The following is a 16,723-nucleotide window of genomic DNA, read 5'->3' on the forward strand; positions in this document are numbered from 1 at the left end:
CCTTTTACCTTCCAGAATTGGCGGAATTCGTCAAGGAAGGATTGGCTGCCTGATCCTTCCGGTGAAGACAGGCCGCCGCCGTCTCCCTGTCATCCGGCTTCTGATGTCTTGCCTCAGCCCGGATACAAGGGGCCTCCGATCGGTCGGGGCGGCAGCCGGCCGGGAAAAAACCGGGAGAAGATGAATACAAATGCATGGGAGTTGTGATATGACCCCATGGAATCCGGCCATTGTGGTGAGGCCCTGTTTGCGCAGCCGGGGCCGGTCGTGCCGGAGTGAGAAATACTGACTGAACGGACCTGCCCGGAGGAGCCTGAAAAATGAAATCGTTCATACCCGCTGAAGACCAGGCCCGGCGGCTGCTGGCCGTCGCCCTTGGAGGTGAAGACGCCGATCTGGCCGTGGTCAATGCCCGCATGGTCAATGTCTACACTGGAGAAATTCTGGACGGGAGCCAGATTGCGGTCAGCGAAAAGTGGATCGCTTATGTGGGCCGGGATGCGTCTGCCAGCATCGGCCCCCGGACGCAGGTTCTCGATGCCGGTGGAAAGATCGTGATCCCCGGCCTCATCGAAGGCCATACCCACCTGGTCTGGCTGGCGTCGGTTTCCGAATACCTGCGGTACCTGGTGCCCGGCGGCACCACCACCGTGATCTCGGAGACCCTGGAGGCCTATCCTGTGGCCGGTGTCGAGGGCGTGGTCGATGTGCTGGCATCGTTTGCGGACCAGCCGATCAAGCTATTCGGCACGGCGCCGGCCATGGTGTCCGTCAGCCGGGCGACGGCGGGGATTGCCGACCGGGACCTGGCGTTGCTGGTTTCCCGTGAGGATGTGCTGGGGCTGGGCGAGTCATACTGGCAGGCGCTGATGCAGCAGCCCGACTCGCTGCTGCCGGCCTATGCCGCCGTGCGCGGGCAGCGCAAGACCCTGGAGGGCCACTCGGCCGGTGCCAGTGAGAAAAAACTGAACGCCTATGTGGCCGCAGGCATTTCATCATGCCACGAACCCATCAGCGCCCCGGACGTCCTGGATCGTATCCGGCTGGGCCTGCATGTGATGATCCGGGAAGGCAGCATCCGGCGCGACCTGGCGGCCATTTCAAAGATCACCGGGACCGGTGTGGATACCCGGCGGTTGATCCTGTCGACCGATGGCGTGGCCCCCGACGACCTGATTGCCAGAGGCGGACTGGACCATGTGCTCCAGAAAGCCATCGACTGCGGATTCGATCCGGTCGCCGCCGTGCAGATGGCGACCCTCAACGTGGCCGAACATTTCGGCATCGACGGCATGACGGGCGGCATTGCCCCCGGCCGCTGCGCCGACATGCTGGTCCTGCCGGACCTCGGAACCATCGATCCGCAGTGGGTGATCAGCAACGGCCGGGTGGTGGCCGAAGGGGGACATATGCTCGTGGCGCCGCGGGTGCACGCCTACTCGGCGCAAAGCCGCACCACGGTTCACCTCGACGCCGCCATGGACCCCGGGCGTTTTGCCATCCCGGCGCCCGGCCATCCGTCGACGGCCTCCGTTCGGGTGATCGACATGGTCAGCGACCTGGTGACGCGGGCGGCCGCCTTTGACATGCCGGTGGTCGACGGCCGGATCCCATGCGACCCGGCGCGGGATATCCTCAAGGCGGCGGCAATCGATCGGACCCGCCGCCCGGGCCGGACCTTCACCGGCCTGATTCACGGCTTCGGTCTGGCCCGCGGCGCCCTGGCCGCAAGCAGTGCCTGGGATACCTGCGACATCATCGTGGTGGGTACCGACGACACGGATATGGCCCTGGCGGTGAACCGGATCTCCGACATGCAGGGCGGGGCCGTGCTGTGCGACGGCGGCAGGGTGGTCCAGGAGATTCCCATGCCGGTCCTGGGCGTTATTTCCGACCTGCCCATGGAGACCCTTGCCGGTCGTCTGGCGGACCTGAAGGCCGCCGTCCGGGAACGGGGATGCCCGTTTCCCGACCCGCTCCTGTCGCTGATCGCCCTGACCGGGGCGGCGATTCCCTTTTTCCGCATCTGTGAAGAGGGGCTGGTGGACCTGAAGACCGGCCGGACGGCCGGATGCCTGTCCGACCCCGCTTCCGTTGACAGCGGCTGACCCGGATGCCAGACGGTCAGGCGGTATCGCCGGCGGCTTTGCGGAGCAGGATCACGTCATCGGCGATCATGTGGAGGCGGGCATCGAAACGCCGGGCGAGGTAGGCAAATGTGGCGCGGCTGTAAAAACAGACGTGGGTTACATCTCGAATATAGTGCCATTTGGCGAAGGCGTGGCGGTCGATCACCAGTTTGGTCATCATCCCCAGCCAGCCGTTCGGGGCCAGCATCCGGAACAGTGCTTCAAACTCCCTGCCGGGGGCGTGCAGGTGTTCCACGACTTCAGTGGCACAGATGAAGTCATAGGTCCTGTCGAACACGGAGGGGTCGTTGCAGTAAAACGGGTCATACAGATCGACCTCATGCCCCTGTTCCTCCAGCAGGACCGACAGGGTCGGTCCCGGCCCGCAGCCAAAATCCAGCCCCTTTTGCCCGGGCTTCAGACGCTTTGCCAGGGGCCTGGCCAACCGGGACAGGAATCGGCGATACCCCGGGTCTCCCGCATCGTTTTGGTGCAGATCGTAGACGGCTTTTTCCACTTCGGGGCCGGGCCGGTAGCATCGGGGGACAAAGACCAGTCGGCAATGCCGGCAGCGCAGGTAGCGCCTTCGCTGGTCTTCGAAGAATAAATCCGCACGTTCACCGCGGCACAGGGGGCAGCGGGGCGTATTCAATGGGGTCGGCATCTTTGACAACCGGTCAGATGAGCCGGCGTTTTTTAGCCATCAGCATCATCTGCTCGGCCATGCTGGTGGGCGGGATGCGGCAGTCCGCACCGGCTTTCGGGATCAGCCGGAGTGCTTCCGTGGGGCAGGTGACGACACACAGGCCGCATCCGATGCAGCGGTCCGGATCGACCCGGACCGTCTCTTCCATGCCCATGGTCAGGGCACCCATCTGGCAGCGCGCCAGGCAGGCTTCACAGCCCGTGCAATCATCGCTTGACACCTCTCGGCCAGGTGGTTGGCCATCACCAGCTCCACCGGCCTGGGATGCTTGTTCAGGGCGGTCAGCACGCCGCAGCAGTTGCACATGCCGGAAGGGTTCTGGGCGGTTGCCGGCTGGGTGACCAGCCCGGCTTCCCGGCACTGGTCCATGATCGCCACGGCTTCCTCCAGGGACACCTCCCGGCCCATGTCGCGATCAAGGTAGTACTGCCCCATGGAACCGAACATGAAACAGGCCTCCAGGGGTTTGCCGCACCCCTGGTCGACCACCTGCATGCGTTTTCGGCAGATGCAGTCGGTCACCACGATACGCGGCTTGCTTTTGAGGATTTGAACGGCATCGTCATAGCTGGCCACATGGTGCCGTGCATCGATGGACCGGTGGACGGGGATGGGGCGCAGAAAGCAGTCCGCGCCGGCCTGCATGGCGTTTTCGAATCCCTCCTCGAAATACTGCCCCACCATTTCAGCCAGTTCCCGATCGAGATTTTTGACTTGGAACTCGAACAGGCCGTGCACGAACGGGATCGCGCCGTAGCGGTCGCCGGCATCGTTTCTGATGCGGAACAGCAGCCCCCGCTCGGCCATGTCGTCCAGCCGGGCCGCCACGTCGTCAGCCGGGCGGCCCAGTCGCTCGGCCACCGATTCCGGGGTCTCGAGCATATGGCTCAGAGCCAGAAACATCGCCGCGTCCTCCTCGGAAAACAGATAGCGCAGAATATCGATTTCGATTCCTGAAGCCGTGGCGGGGAATCCCATGGAATAAAGATCGAGCCGTTCCTGCAACGTACGGAAAATGGGGGCGGTCATGACGACTCCTCTGGTCGGTAAACGATCGGTTGTCGGACGGGCGTGCTGGCTATGCGAACTAATGGAAACCGTGACGGTTGTCAATGGCTGGCCACCGGGGTCAGACCGGGGGTGCGGCCGCGACGTTATCATAGTCGAAGGTGAAGTGGTTGCCGGCAAACAGATCCCGGCAGGCCGCGACGACGTCGGCGTCGTATTGGGTGCCTTTGTGCTGGGCCAGCTTCGCCAGGGCCGCTTTGATTCCGCGGGCCGGCCGATAGGGCCGGAAAGAGCTGTTGGCTTCGGTGACATCGGCAACGGCCAATATCTTCGCCTCCTGCAGAATCTCGTCGCCGCAAAGTCCCTGCGGGTAGCCCGAGCCGTCCAGCCGTTCATGATGCTGGAGCACCATCCGGGCCACGGGCCAGGGGAAGGGGATGCCCTTCAGGATGTCAAAGCTGACCTGGGGATGAATTTTGATCATTTCGAACTCGGCCGGCAGCAGGCTGCCGGCCCGGCTGAGAATCGAGACGGGGATGCGGATCTTGCCCACGTCGTGCAGGAGTCCGGCAATCCGAAGCCCTTCGATCGTTTCCGCTTCAAGCCCCATCCGGCCTGCAATCGCACAGGCCAGCTGGGCCACCCGCTGCTGGTGGCCGGCCGTATAGGGATCCCTGATTTCAACCATCAGCGCCATGCTGCGGATACTGGCGTCGAGCATTTCGTGGATTTCGGCTGTTTTCTGTTCCACCTGGTGCGCCAGCTGTTCATTTTGGGTTTCCAGCTGCTGGCGCATCGCTTCGAGGGAGACGTGCGTTCGAATCCTCGCCTTGACCTCCGCCGCGTGAAAGGGCTTGGTGATATAGTCTACCGCTCCCAGTTCAAAGCCCTTCGTTTTGCTCTCGGTTTCACTCATGGCGGTGATGAAAATGACCGGAATGGGCGCGGTATCCGGGTTGGCTTTCAATCGCGCACAGACTTCGTAGCCGCTCATCCGGGGCATCATGATGTCCAGCAGCACCACATCCGGTTTATGTTTGACCGCATACGCCAGGGCGTTGGGGCCGTTTTTGGCGATGCCCAGACGGTACTCGGCCGTCAGGGTGTTGACCAGCAGGTCAATGTTGGTCGGGTTGTCGTCCACGATCAGGACCAAGGGGCGTGATGGTTTCATGGGGCTCCTGTCAGCTTGCGCGAATCCTGCGGATGGTTTCCAGCGCCTGGTCGTAGTCGTAGCGCCTGACCTGTTGTTCCAGCGTGTCCAGATCGGTCGCGTCGACCCCTTCGCCTCCGGCATGGTGTTGCCTGACCGCAGGCATGGTTTTCAAAATGGCTTCCGGGTCGGCCCGGTCGATGGCGTCGGCCAGCCGGGCCAGGAGGTCGTCAAGGGGCATGCCGGTTTCGGCGGACGCCTCGGGGAGGGCATCGCCGGGCCCGGTTTCCGTCAGCGAGGCGATCGATTCGAGCACCTGATTCAAACTGGCCGACACGCCGGCCACCAGGCCTTCGAGATGAGACGGCCGGACGTCCGTCGCCGGGATGCCGTCACAGGCGGTTTCAAGCGCACCGGCCGCCTGGTGCAGCCGGTGGGCGCCAATGTTGGCGGCGCTTCCCTTCAGGCCATGGGCCAGCTGACGCATCATCTCCAGGTCGTTGCCGGTGAGGGCGCGGTTCATTTCGCCGGCGGTATCCCGGTTGTCCGCACCAAACCCGATCAGGATGCGTCTTAGCGTGGGGCCGTCCAAATCCAGGGTTTCCCTTGCCCGGGCAATGTCGATCCCGGGCAGCCGGGACGGAAGGCGGCCACGGTGGTCAATCGGCGGCCCGGACGGCTGACGACGGGCGTCCGGGGATCCTTTTCCAGCGCCGGTCCCTGCGTCTTCCGCTGCCGTGGATGCCGACGCGTGCTCGCGGGTCCGCAACAATCGCCAGAGGGTGTGGAACAGGCGATCCTGGTTGACCGGTTTGGCGATGTAGCCATCCATTCCCGCGTCAAGGCACTTCTCCTCGTCGCCTTTCATGGCATGGGCCGTCATGGCAATAATGGGAAGGGACGCGCCCCGGGGCAGTTCACGAATCCGCCGGGTGGCTTCGTAGCCGTTCATCCGGGGCATCTGAATGTCCATCAGTACGGCATCGAACGGCGCGCGCCGGACGGCCTGCACGGCCGCTTCACCGTTGCTGACGATGGAGACGGCGATGCCGGCCCCTTCGAGTATGGCCTGGGCCACCTGCTGGTTGGTGGGGTTGTCTTCGGCCACCAGAATCCGGATTCCTTTCAATGGCGCACGATAGATGGAGGCCCTGGTCGTAAACGGTTTCTTCCAGCCGGCCGCCTTGACGCCGCTTTTGCCGAAACCGTCCATGATGGCGTCGAACAGGGTCGACGGGTAAATGGGTTTGGTCAGAAATCCGTTGATGCCCTCTTTTTCCGCCTTGATGCGCTGTTCCTGGCCGCCGAAAGCCGTCATCATGATGATGGGCATGGCCAGCTTCAACTCCCGGCGGATCATTCTGGAGGCCTCGATGCCATCCATCCCGGGCATCCGCCAGTCCATCATGATCAGTTCGATCGGATTGTTGCGCATCATGTTGTCTTTCAGCCGGCTCAGGGCCTCCGGCCCGGAAGAGAGGGCCTCCACCCTGAATCCCAGAGAGACCAGCATTTTGCGCATGATGGTCCTGCTGTCGGCCAGGTCGTCGACCACGAGCACGTTCAGGCCCTGAATGTCAGGGGGCACTTCCAGTTTGACCACCGGCCTGTCCTCGGGACGACGCAACCGCACCGTAAAGAAAAAGGTGCTGCCCCGGCCCACCTCGGATTGCACGCCGATGTCGCCACCCATCATCGTTACCAGCTGTTTGCAGATGCTCAACCCCAGGCCGGTGCCTTCGTATTGCCGCGTCGAGGAGGTATCCGCCTGGCTGAAGGGATCGAAAAGCCGATCGATGTATTCGGGGGCGATGCCGGTGCCCGTATCCTTGACCGAAAAGGCCAGCACCACCCCGTCCGCCGGCACATCGTCCATCGGTTCCGATGGTTCCCGGACATCCAGCAGGATCACGCCGCCCGGTTCGGTGAACTTTATGGCGTTGCTGATCAGGTTGGTCAGGATCTGCTGCAGGCGCAGGGGGTCGCCGCTGACGGTTTTCGGGGTGTCCGGGTCGATATCGACCAGCAGTTCGATGCCTTTTTCGGACGCCTTGCCGAGGAACACTTCCAGGACCCGGTCAAAGACTTCATTCAGCCTGAACGTGCGTTCCCTCAGTTCGTACCTGCCGGCTTCGATCTTGGAAAAATCCAGGATGTCGTTGATAATGCCCAGCAGCGAGTAGGCTGAACTCTGGATGATTTTCAGGTAGTGGGCGACACGGGGGGCCACCGCTTCGCCCAGGGCCAGATCCGTGGCGGCAATGACGCCGTTCATGGGGGTCCGGATTTCGTGGCTCATGTTGGCCAAAAACTCGCTCTTGGCCCGGGTGGCGGTTTCGGCCAGCTCCTTGGCCTGCTTCAGTTCCCGGTCCGTTTTCTGGTGCCGTTTCATTTCAACCATCAGGCGAACATGGGAGGCCTTGATCCTGCGGTTGAGTTTCAGGACCACCAGGGTAAAGGCACCCAGGAGGCAAAAGGCCGCACAGGCAAAAAAAATCAAATGCCCGTAGCTGTGCAGTACATCCGCGAAGGAGATTTCCCCCGGGTCCGCGTATGGCCCTGCGTTCAATTCCTTCAGGCAGTCGTGAACCGGCTGATAGTTCAGCGGGGTGGTCCACCCCGCACAACCGGCCGCCCGTGCCACAGGTGAATCCGGCGGCATCTGCAGCAGCGCCACGGCCACTTTTTCCGCCAGCCCGTCGGAGGTATGCCTGACCTTGGCCATGGGCCATCCGGGGTATTCGCGCGTGCTGCAGGAATAAGGCCTCGGCGTGCCCTTGTCATCCCGCAGCGGAATCACAAAATAATCGGCCAGGTCAATCCGGCCCCGGGCGCTGAGATCTTCCAGCGTATGGGTTCTCACCGTTCCGGCGTCGACCTGGCGGTCCCGGACCGCCGCCACCACCCGGTCGTGGGTTTCGTCAAAATGAAGTGCCTTGAAATCGCGGTGGGGATCGATCCCGTTCGCCTGGAATTCCCGCCAGGCCATGAGCCACCCGCCCAGTGAGAATTCGGAAACCGCCATGAAGGATTTACCCTTGAGATCGTCGAGGGTGCGAATATCTGTTCGATCGCTGCGGCAGAAAATCACGCCGCCGTAGCGGGTATACACGCCGCTGGCGTGCCGTTCTTTGAGTGTCGCGATGCGATTGGCCCCGTACCAGTGCTCCACGCCCACGTAAAATGCCGAATTGGCCAGGATGAAGTCAACCGCTCCCTTTTCCACCTGCGAATAGATCTGGTCATGGGCCAGGGGAACGATGGTGAACGGGGGGCCGGCAACCTGCCGGGTGAGGTAGTCGGCCGTGGGCGACCAGCGGGCCAGGCATTGCTGCCGCCCCCGGATGGCCAGCACGCCGATGGTCAGCGGCGTGTCTTCGGCCCCAGCGGCGCCCACGGCCAGGTTTCCGACGGCCAGGACCGAAAACAGGACGACGGCCAGCACGCCGATTCCGTATTTATGGGGGTCGCATCGCTTCATCGAACCTGGTTCCCGGCTTAATTTTTCTGTCGGCCTGCTGGTGGTGCCGTCGGGCATGACGGCCGGGGCGGACCATCCGGTTGCCGCAAGGCGGGCGCAGCAGGATGTGGCCATGGATATCCCGGCAATCACACTCTTTAAAGATACTTTCTGGCGGCTGAAAACACAACCTCCTTCCCGGGCAGGACGCTGCATCCGAATCCGGATGCCAGGACGGCAACTGTCGCGGCGTTGCGATTGCGGGGAGGCGGGCACGCGAGCCGAAAGCCATGAACGTGGCGGCTGGGATGGAGAAACAAAAAAAAGGGGAAGCGCCGGCATGCATCCGGCGTTTCCCCTCGTTGGTGCGGTCTCGGGTGGGGTGAGCGGTTACTGGTGGTCAGGAGCGGCTTCGGGGGCCTCGATGGCGTCCTCGCTGGCCGGAGCCCCGGCTTCAGCCTGACGGGCGGCCTCCGCCTCGGCTTCAGCATCGGCGGCGGCCTGCTCGGCTTCCGCTTCGGCGGCGGCAGCCTGTTCTTCCAGCATGGTGATCGTCGCCAGGTGGGCGGCAATCTTCTGTGCGTTGATTTCTTCCTGGGCCTTGTCCGTGGTCAGCTTGTCGGCATCTTTGAGAAAGCCGATGGCCGCGGTCAGGTCCTCAATCGTTCCCCTGCTGGCGGCCACGTCGGCCTTGTAGGTGAGAATCAACCGGTCGATGTTATCGAGCCGGACGTAGGCGGCGTCCCTAAGGGCGCTGGTTGATCCGTATTCAAGGGCGGTTTTCAGGGTGGCCTTGATGCCTTCGAAATCCGGAATGCCGGGTACGTCCAGAAGGGCGTCTGCCTTGTCGATGTAGTACGCGAAAACCAGCGGGTAGACATCATCCGAACGGTAAGTGCCTTTTAGGTCTTCAGGCGCCGGGACGCCGGGCAGGGCGATCAGCATCTTTTTGCCCAGGGGTGCGAATTTGCCTTTCCAGACCTCCAGGGCGCCCTGGTTTTCCGCCAGGTAATATTTGAAAGAGTTGGACGCGCTGGCGCCCACCACCAGCAGGATCAGGAACGCCAGGCCGGCGGCAAGCAGCTTGATGGAATTGTCCACCGGGTCCGACGGCTTTTGGGCCTTGGCCGGGGCCTTGGCCGTTTCGTAGGAAACCGATACATCGGACTTCTGGGCGGCGGCATTCTTGATCGCTTCCGCCTTCTCCGCGGCGGCCTTCTCCGCAGCGGCCTTCTCTGCGGCGGCCTTCTCTGCAGCAGCCTTCTCCGCGGCGGCCTTCTCTGCAGCAGCCTTCTCCGCGGCGGCTTTTTCCGCGGCGGCCTTCTCCGCGGCGGCCTTCTCTGCAGCAGCCTTCTCCGCGGCGGCCTTCTCTGCAGCAGCCTTCTCCGCGGCGGCCTTCTCCGCGGCGGCCTTCTCCGCAGCGGCCTTCTCCGCGGCGGCCTTCTCCGCGGCGGCCTTCTCCGCGGCGGCCTTCTCCGCGGCGGCCTTCTCTGCAGCAGCCTTCTCCGCGGCGGCCTTCTCTGCAGCAGCCTTCTCCGCAGCGGCCTTCTCTGCAGCAGCCTTCTCTGCGGCGGCTTTCAAATCCTTTTCACTGTATACGTTGGCCAGAAGCCCTTTAATGCGCTGGGTATCATCGGCGTTAAACCCGGCCAGGCGTTCGGGTGCCGTGAATGTCGACTTGGCGACCATCTTGGCGGGCACGGTATACAAAACGGTGGGGGTAACGATATCAAATTTTTTCTTCAAAAGGTCCTTCACCGAAACCGGCTTTTTCTTGGGAGCGGTCTTTTTCGGCGCTGCTTTTTTTGCCGGTTTGGGGGTCGGTTTGGACTTGGCTGCCGGTTTCGGCTTCTCTGGAGCGGCTTTCTTAGCCGGCGCTTTTTTCTTCGGTTTGGCCTTTGAAGCCGCTTTTTTCGGCGCACGCTTCTTTTTTGAAGTCGATTTGATGAGACTCTTTTTCCCCATGAAAAACCCCTTTGAATTTGTATTTGGATTGGCCTATAGTGAAACGGAGTGACAACAACCGCTTATAATGGATTGCGTGCTGATTGTAAATGATTTTTTGGGCGTCTGCCGGGGCGGTAAACACCCGTCAACGCCGGGAATAAGATGATTATGAAGCCATCGCTGCAGGACAGGAAGCGCCTGTTGACAGAGGGGCTGAAGAAATTTGACCGTCTCGCGGTGGCGCTCTCCGGAGGTGTGGACAGCGCATTGCTGCTGGCCGAAGCCCGGGCCGTTCTGGGCAGCCGGTTGATCGCCGTTACGGCGCGTTCGCCCATCCACCCGGAGCAGGAAGTGGCCGATGCCGAAGCGATCGCCGGCCATCTGGGTGTTGATCATCTCATCGTCGATTCCGGTGAACTCCGCCGGGCCGACTTTCTTGCCAATACCCCGGAGCGGTGCTACATCTGCAAAACCTCCGTGTTCGGGCTATTGCTGGCGGTCGTCAGGGAAAAAGGATTCAACCATCTGGCCCACGGCGCCAATGCCGACGATCCGGGCGATTATCGCCCCGGGTTGAAAGCGGCGCGGGAACTGGGGGTGGTTGCACCCCTGATGGATGCGGGATTTTCCAAGGCGGATATCCGTCTTGTTGCCAGGCAGCGGGGTTTGTTCGTCTGGGACAAGCCCGCCATGGCCTGCCTTGCCACCCGTTTTCCATACGGCACCGCCATCAGCACCACCGCGCTCGAGCAGGTCAGCCGCGCCGAACAGGTGCTGTCCGATGAAGGCTTCTCCGGTTGTCGCGTGCGCCATCACGGGGATGTCGCCCGCATCGAAGTGCCGGTGGACCAGCTATTGAAACTGGTTGCCGGGCCGTTGCGCCGCCGGATTGTCGACCGGTTCAGGAATATCGGATTTCTGCATGTATCCGTGGACCTGGAAGGCCATGTGTCCGGGAGCATGAACCGGTCGCTGGGCGACAACCCTGCGGCCGAATCCCGGTGACGGTGACGGGCCGGGCAAGCGGGCGGCGGGTTGATTTGACCTTCATCGCATCCTCGTTTACAAAGACCTCCCTGGACGGAATCGGGACCCGAGCGAATAATGATTCTGATTTTTCATTGATCTTCAAGAGGAAACCATGACCGATCTTCTCGTTAAACTGTATGACCTGCCCGATGTGGGCCCCTGCCTGGCGGCCCTGGCGGACCAAGACATCGTCGTGCGCCGGGCCATGGCCAGTGAACAGCGCCTGGTGGTCGGGTGGGTGCAGAAAGTGTTCGGCGACGGGTGGGCCGCCGAGTGCAATGTGGCCTTTTCCCGCCAGCCGCTGGCCTGCATGATTTCCGTTTCCGGGGGCCGGATGACCGGCTTTGCCTGCCATGACAGCACCTGTCTCAATTTTTTCGGTCCCATCGGCATCGATCCCGCCTTTCGCCACAAGGGCATCGGGCAAGCGCTTTTGCTGGCCACCTTGAACGACATGGCCCATGCCGGCTATGCATACGCCATTATCGGCGGCGCCGGGCCGATGACCTTTTTTGAAAATTGCGTCGGGGCCTTTCCCATACCCGGATCGACCCCGGGGATATACCGGCCGCCCATAAAAAAAACCTAACCCGGCCGCAAGCGCCGTTTTCACTTTTCATAGGGAAGGTGACATGTCCTTTACCTGGTTCGTGGGCGCCCGCTATCTCAGGGCCCGGCAAAAACAGGCTTTCATTTCGCTGATTACGTTTCTGGCCACTGCCGGCATCGCCGTGGGGGTCATGGCCCTGATCGTCGTCATCGCCGTGATGACCGGCTTTGAAGCGGAACTGCAAAACCGCATCCTGGGCATCGAATCCCACGTGCTGGTGATGCGGTACGGAGAAACGGTTTCGGACATCGATGCCACCGTCGCCGCCATCGAATCCATCGACGGGGTCCGCTCGGCTTCTCCGTTCGTTTATACCCAGGTGATGCTGCGGAGCCCCCACGGGGTGACGGGGGCGGTGTTGAAAGCGCTGGATCCATCGCGACCGGGGCCGCCCATTGTCGTCCGGCACAACAGGCCCCTCGCCCGGGTGCTCAACGATGCGGCCCCCGACGAATCCGCCGGAAAGGCTCCCGGCCTGATCGTCGGGGGCGTGACCGCCGAAAAGCTGCAGGTTGCCGTCGGCGATCCCATTTTTCTCATATCGCCATTGGGAAAGGGGGCCGGGGCCAGCCAGATGCCGACGGTGATGCGGTTCTCCGTCGCCGGCATTTTCGAAACCGGAATGAACGAATATGACGGGGCCATGTCCTTCGTCCGGCTGGATGTCGCCCAGCGGCTGCTTCAGATGCCGGGGCAGGCCACGGGCCTGGAGGTGCGCGTCGACGATATTTATCAGGCCAGGACCCTTGCCGACGATATCGTCGCCAGCATCGGTTTTCCATTCTGGGCGCGGGACTGGATGCAGATGAACCGCAACCTGTTTTCCATGCTGCGGCTTCAAAAGACGGTGATGTTCATTATCCTGACGCTCATCGTTCTCGTGGCCGCCTTTAACATCGCCAGCGCCCTGATCATGATGGTCATGGAAAAGACACGGGATATCGCCATTTTAAAGACCCTCGGGGCCACCAATCGGCACATCCGCCGGATTTTCGTTTTCAAGGGGCTGGTGATCGGCTGTCTGGGAACGGTGGTTGGCGGTTTGATGGGCTTTGTCGTCTGCAGCATTCTGAAACGGTACCCGTTCATTAAACTGCCCGGCGATGTCTATTTTCTGACGACCCTGCCGGTGAGCCTGCAGCCGTTGGATGTGATCATCATCGGCCTGTCCACGGTGGTGATCTGTTTTCTGGCCACGCTCTACCCGGCAACCAGCGCGTCGGCCCTGGATCCGGTGGACGGGATTCGCTACGGTTGAGCATTGCCCGTTGGCGTGAATCTTGCTCTGAATTCAGTGTAAGGAATCCATGTCCCTTAACCTGTTTTCAGAAAGAGACGCCCATGAATGAAAAAGCATACTGGTTCAACTATCAGATCGAACTGGAGGACGGCCAGCGGTCCCGTTTTCACATCGCACTGGATCCGGTGACCCTGACCATGACGCCGGCGTCTCCTGAACCTTATCCACCGTGGGCCCGGCTTTCCTACCGGCAATGCCGGGGATGCCCGCTCTCCCCGAATACGGACCGGTATTGTCCCATTGCCGTGAACATCACGGACCTGGTCGAACGGTTCAAGGATATCGTTTCCCATAATAACTGTATGGTCGTCTGTGAGACCCGTGACCGGACCTATTCCAAAAAAACGTCGGCCATGGAGGGGCTGACCTCGGTATTCGGGATCGTGATGGCCACCAGCAATTGCCCGGTGATGAATTTTCTCAAACCCATGGCCCGCTTTCACCTGCCTTTTTCGTCGGTCGAAGAGACAACGGCCCGCAGTACGTCCCTGTTCCTGCTGGGCCAGTATTTCGAATATAAAAAGGGGCGGGTCGGCAGCTTTGACTTCGATCAACTCGAGCGGAGCTATGCCCGGGTGCAGCGGGTCAACGAAGGCCTTCTGGCGCGCATCCGCAGCCTGGGAAACCGGGACGCGGATAAAAACGCCATTATCACCCTGCACTCCCTGTCCCAGTTTCTCTCCATGGAGATGGACTTCAGCCTGACCACCATCGCCCACCTGTTTGAAAGGGGGGCGGATGGCTGATGGCGTTTCACGGGATGCTGGCCGGTTCATGCGCCGGTGGCGTGTCGCTTGCCTGATCTGGATCCTGATGCCCCTGATGGCCGCCGGGTGCGCCACCACCACGCCACCGGACCCCGGGCCGTCCCGTTCGCCGGCAGGCCGCCTCCGGCCTGAGCAGGTGCTGCGCGCCGGCATCCGGCCCTGGCTGGGTACGCCGCACCGGATGGGCGGCTTGAGCCGCCGGGGTATCGACTGCTCGGGACTGGTGGTGGTCCTGTACGATGACCTGTTCGACCGGCGGTTGCCCCGGACCACCACGGCACTTTTGCGCAGCGGCCGGCGGGTGGAAAAGGCGCAACTGACCGCCGGCGATCTTGTTTTTTTCACCCCCCGGTCAAAGGTCCGCCACGTCGGCATCTATCTGGGACATGGTGAATTCGTGCACACATCCACCCGCTACGGGGTGGTGGTTTCACGAATGAACGACGGCTACTGGCGCCGCTGCTACCTGACCGGCCGGCGGCTGTTGTAGGCCGATCGGCCGATACCCCTTGCAATTCGCGGTCGATCTTCGTATATTGCTGCGGGCCCTGAAACAGGCCCGCTTTTTTTATACAGATGATCATCGGTGCATGTGCACCGGTCAAATAACCGTTTGAAGCGATGAAAGGAATTGCAGGTTAGCTGAATTTTGATAAAAAAACTGATTAACGCCATACGGGGCAGGCTATTCGACAACCATCGCCCCGACACTGCCGAACCCTCTGGAAAGAACGGCTCACCGACACCCGCAGCAAAATCGGATCTTCGCACCGGCCCAAAGCAAACGCCCGCCGCACGCCGCAGACCCAAAGGTACGGATGAAAAACGTAAGGCTGCGCCCGAAAGACCGCTGCGGAAAAAGACGGACCGGGCACCCGCACCGGCCGTCACGTGGCACCCGGATCAGTTCCAGGTGCCCCCGGAACCGGGCAAGACCCGGTTCCACGATCTGGATCTCCCCGATCCGGTGCTGCATGCCGTCGCCGATGTCGGATTCCAATACTGCACGCCCATCCAGGCCGAGATCATGCCGGCAACCCTCAAGGGCCGGGATGCGTTCGGCCGGGCCCAGACCGGCACCGGCAAAACCGCCGCCTTTCTCATTACTGTGCTTACCCGGATGCTGGCCAATCCCCTCAAGGGGAAAAGACCCCCCGGTACCCCCCGGGTGCTGATCATTGCGCCGACCCGTGAACTGGTCCTGCAGATTGCCGATGAAGCCCACCTTCTCGCCGCCCATTGTCACTTTACCATCGTGAGCGTATTCGGCGGGATGGACTACGAAAAGCAGCGACGGCAGCTGCACGGCCGGCCGGTGGACATTGTGGTGGCCACGCCGGGACGCCTGCTGGATTTCAAGCGCCGCAGGGACCTGGACCTGAAGCGGGTTGAGATGCTGATTCTGGATGAGGCCGATCGCATGCTCGACATGGGATTCATCCCCGATGTGCGCCAGATTGTCTACAGCACACCCCACAAGGATAAGCGCCAGACCCTGTTTTTCAGTGCCACGCTCACACCGGACGTCACACGGCTGAGTGCAAGCTGGACGCGGGACCCGGTGTCCGTCGAGATCGAACCGGAACAGGTGGCCGTGGACACCGTGAACCAGGTGGTCTACATCGTCACCACCGATGAAAAATTTGCCCTGACCTACAACATCATCACCCGCAAGAATCTTCAGCGCGTGCTGGTCTTCTGCAACCGGCGTGATGAGACCCGGCGCCTGGCGGAAACGCTGGACCGCTACCGGATCAACTGTGCGGTCCTGTCCGGCGAGGTGCCGCAGAAAAAGCGGATCCGGACGCTGGAACAATTCAAGGCCGGAAAGATCCGCGTACTGGTGGCCACCGATGTGGCCGGACGGGGCATTCACATCGAAGACATGGATTATGTCGTTAATTTTACGCTGCCCCGTGATCCCGAAGACTATGTTCATCGAATAGGACGAACGGGCCGGGCCGGTGCGGCCGGAACCTCCATCAGCTTTGCCTGCGAGGAGGATTCCTTCTACCTGCCGGCCATCGAGGAGTTCATCGGCCGGCCGCTTCACTGCATTCCGCCGGAAGATCACTATCTGGAACTGCCTCCGGCCCCGCGACGGCGCAAACCCAGCTCCCAGGGCAAGCCCGGACACGGTCCCGGCAGGGGCGGGCAGGGGAGACGACGACGGCGACCGAGCCAGGGCGGCGGCGGTCCCAAACGGCAATATGGCAAGCGTGGCGGCCGCCCCAAGCGCTCCGGAGCCGGAAAGCCGAGAAGGACGCCGCCTGCATGACCCCACGTGACTGCATGATCAATGTCATGGCCGATCTTATCGGACTGGACGAGACCTACACGGGAGACCGGCTCAACGACCCAGCCGTCTGGGACCGGTTCATGGACGAGCTGTTCAGGCGCATGGACGCGGTCGAGGACGAGGGCATACGGCAGACGCTGAACAGCATCGACACCGATGAGTTTCAATCCTGGATCGATGAGCCCGGTTTCTGGTCAGCCATCCAGGCGGAGATCGCCCGCCGCCTGAACGTGGTGAAAACCCTCCTGCCATCCCGGAACCAGGGGCATTGCTGACGTCTGTTGCGCGACCCCGACATCGGCTTCATTGACCCTC

General features: G+C 62.0%; 15 protein-coding genes. 9 read left to right on the forward strand and 6 right to left on the reverse strand.

Going from position 1 to position 16,723, the window contains the following annotated elements; all coding sequences use genetic code 11:
• Window positions 1-320: 320 nt before the first annotated feature.
• A complete protein-coding gene (locus DSCA_RS00735) occupies window positions 321-2,108 on the forward strand; it encodes an adenine deaminase C-terminal domain-containing protein (protein WP_155314630.1) in 1,788 nt (595 codons plus the stop codon).
• A gap of 16 nt (window positions 2,109-2,124) precedes the next feature.
• Here the strand turns inward: DSCA_RS00735 and DSCA_RS00740 are convergent, their stop codons facing one another.
• The 6 genes from DSCA_RS00740 to DSCA_RS32200 all read right to left on the reverse strand — a co-directional run bounded on the left by DSCA_RS00740 (window position 2,125) and on the right by DSCA_RS32200 (window position 10,202).
• Window positions 2,125-2,793: a class I SAM-dependent methyltransferase gene (locus DSCA_RS00740; protein WP_155314631.1), complete on the reverse strand. Its 669-nt coding sequence runs from the start codon at window positions 2,791-2,793 to the stop codon at window positions 2,125-2,127.
• A gap of 13 nt (window positions 2,794-2,806) precedes the next feature.
• Window positions 2,807-3,004: an ATP-binding protein gene (locus tag DSCA_RS32365; RefSeq protein ID WP_231716343.1), complete on the reverse strand. Its 198-nt coding sequence runs from the start codon at window positions 3,002-3,004 to the stop codon at window positions 2,807-2,809.
• Window positions 2,992-3,864 (reverse strand): 4Fe-4S ferredoxin, encoded by an 873-nt coding sequence (locus DSCA_RS00745; protein ID WP_231716344.1) that lies wholly within the window; start codon window positions 3,862-3,864, stop codon window positions 2,992-2,994. Before DSCA_RS00745 ends, DSCA_RS32365 begins: the two co-directional genes overlap by 13 nt.
• 100 nt (window positions 3,865-3,964) lie before the next feature.
• Window positions 3,965-5,017, reverse strand: a complete 1,053-nt coding sequence (locus tag DSCA_RS00750) for a response regulator (RefSeq protein ID WP_155314632.1) — start codon at window positions 5,015-5,017, stop codon at window positions 3,965-3,967.
• Window positions 5,018-5,027: 10 nt separating this feature from the next.
• Window positions 5,028-8,477: a response regulator gene (locus tag DSCA_RS00755; protein WP_167527546.1), complete on the reverse strand. Its 3,450-nt coding sequence runs from the start codon at window positions 8,475-8,477 to the stop codon at window positions 5,028-5,030.
• 369 nt (window positions 8,478-8,846) lie between these two features.
• Window positions 8,847-10,202: a histone H1-like repetitive region-containing protein gene (locus tag DSCA_RS32200; RefSeq protein ID WP_197904704.1), complete on the reverse strand. Its 1,356-nt coding sequence runs from the start codon at window positions 10,200-10,202 to the stop codon at window positions 8,847-8,849.
• A 28-nt stretch (window positions 10,203-10,230) separates the two neighbouring features.
• Between DSCA_RS32200 and DSCA_RS32205 the strand changes: the two genes are divergently transcribed.
• From DSCA_RS32205 to DSCA_RS00800, 8 genes are all read left to right on the forward strand, one after another.
• The gene (locus tag DSCA_RS32205; protein WP_155314634.1) at window positions 10,231-10,473 is read left to right on the forward strand and encodes a hypothetical protein; all 243 of its coding nucleotides are present in this window, start codon (window positions 10,231-10,233) and stop codon (window positions 10,471-10,473) included.
• Window positions 10,474-10,571: 98 nt separating this feature from the next.
• A complete protein-coding gene (larE, locus tag DSCA_RS00770) occupies window positions 10,572-11,408 on the forward strand; it encodes an ATP-dependent sacrificial sulfur transferase LarE (protein ID WP_155314635.1) in 837 nt (278 codons plus the stop codon).
• A 136-nt stretch (window positions 11,409-11,544) separates the two neighbouring features.
• Entirely contained in the window at window positions 11,545-12,021 is a 477-nt protein-coding gene (locus DSCA_RS00775) for a GNAT family N-acetyltransferase (protein ID WP_155314636.1), read from the forward strand.
• A gap of 43 nt (window positions 12,022-12,064) precedes the next feature.
• Window positions 12,065-13,300, forward strand: coding sequence for a lipoprotein-releasing ABC transporter permease subunit (locus DSCA_RS00780; RefSeq protein ID WP_155314637.1), 1,236 nt, complete (start codon window positions 12,065-12,067; stop codon window positions 13,298-13,300).
• A gap of 83 nt (window positions 13,301-13,383) precedes the next feature.
• Window positions 13,384-14,088 (forward strand): DUF6901 family protein, encoded by a 705-nt coding sequence (locus DSCA_RS00785; RefSeq protein WP_155314638.1) that lies wholly within the window; start codon window positions 13,384-13,386, stop codon window positions 14,086-14,088.
• The gene (locus DSCA_RS00790; protein ID WP_155314639.1) at window positions 14,081-14,599 is read left to right on the forward strand and encodes a C40 family peptidase; all 519 of its coding nucleotides are present in this window, start codon (window positions 14,081-14,083) and stop codon (window positions 14,597-14,599) included. Before DSCA_RS00785 ends, DSCA_RS00790 begins: the two co-directional genes overlap by 8 nt.
• A 423-nt stretch (window positions 14,600-15,022) precedes the next feature.
• On the forward strand, window positions 15,023-16,387 hold the full coding sequence (locus DSCA_RS00795; RefSeq protein ID WP_231716345.1) for a DEAD/DEAH box helicase: 1,365 nt from the start codon (window positions 15,023-15,025) through the stop codon (window positions 16,385-16,387).
• Window positions 16,384-16,683 (forward strand): hypothetical protein, encoded by a 300-nt coding sequence (locus DSCA_RS00800; RefSeq protein WP_155314640.1) that lies wholly within the window; start codon window positions 16,384-16,386, stop codon window positions 16,681-16,683. Before DSCA_RS00795 ends, DSCA_RS00800 begins: the two co-directional genes overlap by 4 nt.
• The last annotated feature ends 40 nt before the right edge of the window (window positions 16,684-16,723 follow it).

Source organism: Desulfosarcina alkanivorans, from assembly GCF_009688945.1.
GTDB classification, from domain to species: Bacteria; Desulfobacterota; Desulfobacteria; order Desulfobacterales; family Desulfosarcinaceae; genus Desulfosarcina; species Desulfosarcina alkanivorans.

What these genes read in the sequence shown, in the direction of transcription:
- DSCA_RS00735 (WP_155314630.1), top strand. Translation starts at nt 321, where the DNA reads ATGAAATCGTTCATACCCGCTGAAGACCAGGCCCGGCGGCTGCTGGCC.
- DSCA_RS00740 (WP_155314631.1), bottom strand. Translation starts at nt 2,793, where the DNA reads ATGCCGACCCCATTGAATACGCCCCGCTGCCCCCTGTGCCGCGGTGAA.
- DSCA_RS32365 (WP_231716343.1), bottom strand. Translation starts at nt 3,004, where the DNA reads ATGGGTGCCCTGACCATGGGCATGGAAGAGACGGTCCGGGTCGATCCG.
- DSCA_RS00745 (WP_231716344.1), bottom strand. Translation starts at nt 3,864, where the DNA reads ATGACCGCCCCCATTTTCCGTACGTTGCAGGAACGGCTCGATCTTTAT.
- DSCA_RS00750 (WP_155314632.1), bottom strand. Translation starts at nt 5,017, where the DNA reads ATGAAACCATCACGCCCCTTGGTCCTGATCGTGGACGACAACCCGACC.
- DSCA_RS00755 (WP_167527546.1), bottom strand. Translation starts at nt 8,477, where the DNA reads ATGAAGCGATGCGACCCCCATAAATACGGAATCGGCGTGCTGGCCGTC.
- larE (WP_155314635.1), top strand. Translation starts at nt 10,572, where the DNA reads ATGAAGCCATCGCTGCAGGACAGGAAGCGCCTGTTGACAGAGGGGCTG.
- DSCA_RS00775 (WP_155314636.1), top strand. Translation starts at nt 11,545, where the DNA reads ATGACCGATCTTCTCGTTAAACTGTATGACCTGCCCGATGTGGGCCCC.
- DSCA_RS00780 (WP_155314637.1), top strand. Translation starts at nt 12,065, where the DNA reads ATGTCCTTTACCTGGTTCGTGGGCGCCCGCTATCTCAGGGCCCGGCAA.
- DSCA_RS00785 (WP_155314638.1), top strand. Translation starts at nt 13,384, where the DNA reads ATGAATGAAAAAGCATACTGGTTCAACTATCAGATCGAACTGGAGGAC.
- DSCA_RS00790 (WP_155314639.1), top strand. Translation starts at nt 14,081, where the DNA reads ATGGCTGATGGCGTTTCACGGGATGCTGGCCGGTTCATGCGCCGGTGG.
- DSCA_RS00800 (WP_155314640.1), top strand. Translation starts at nt 16,384, where the DNA reads ATGACCCCACGTGACTGCATGATCAATGTCATGGCCGATCTTATCGGA.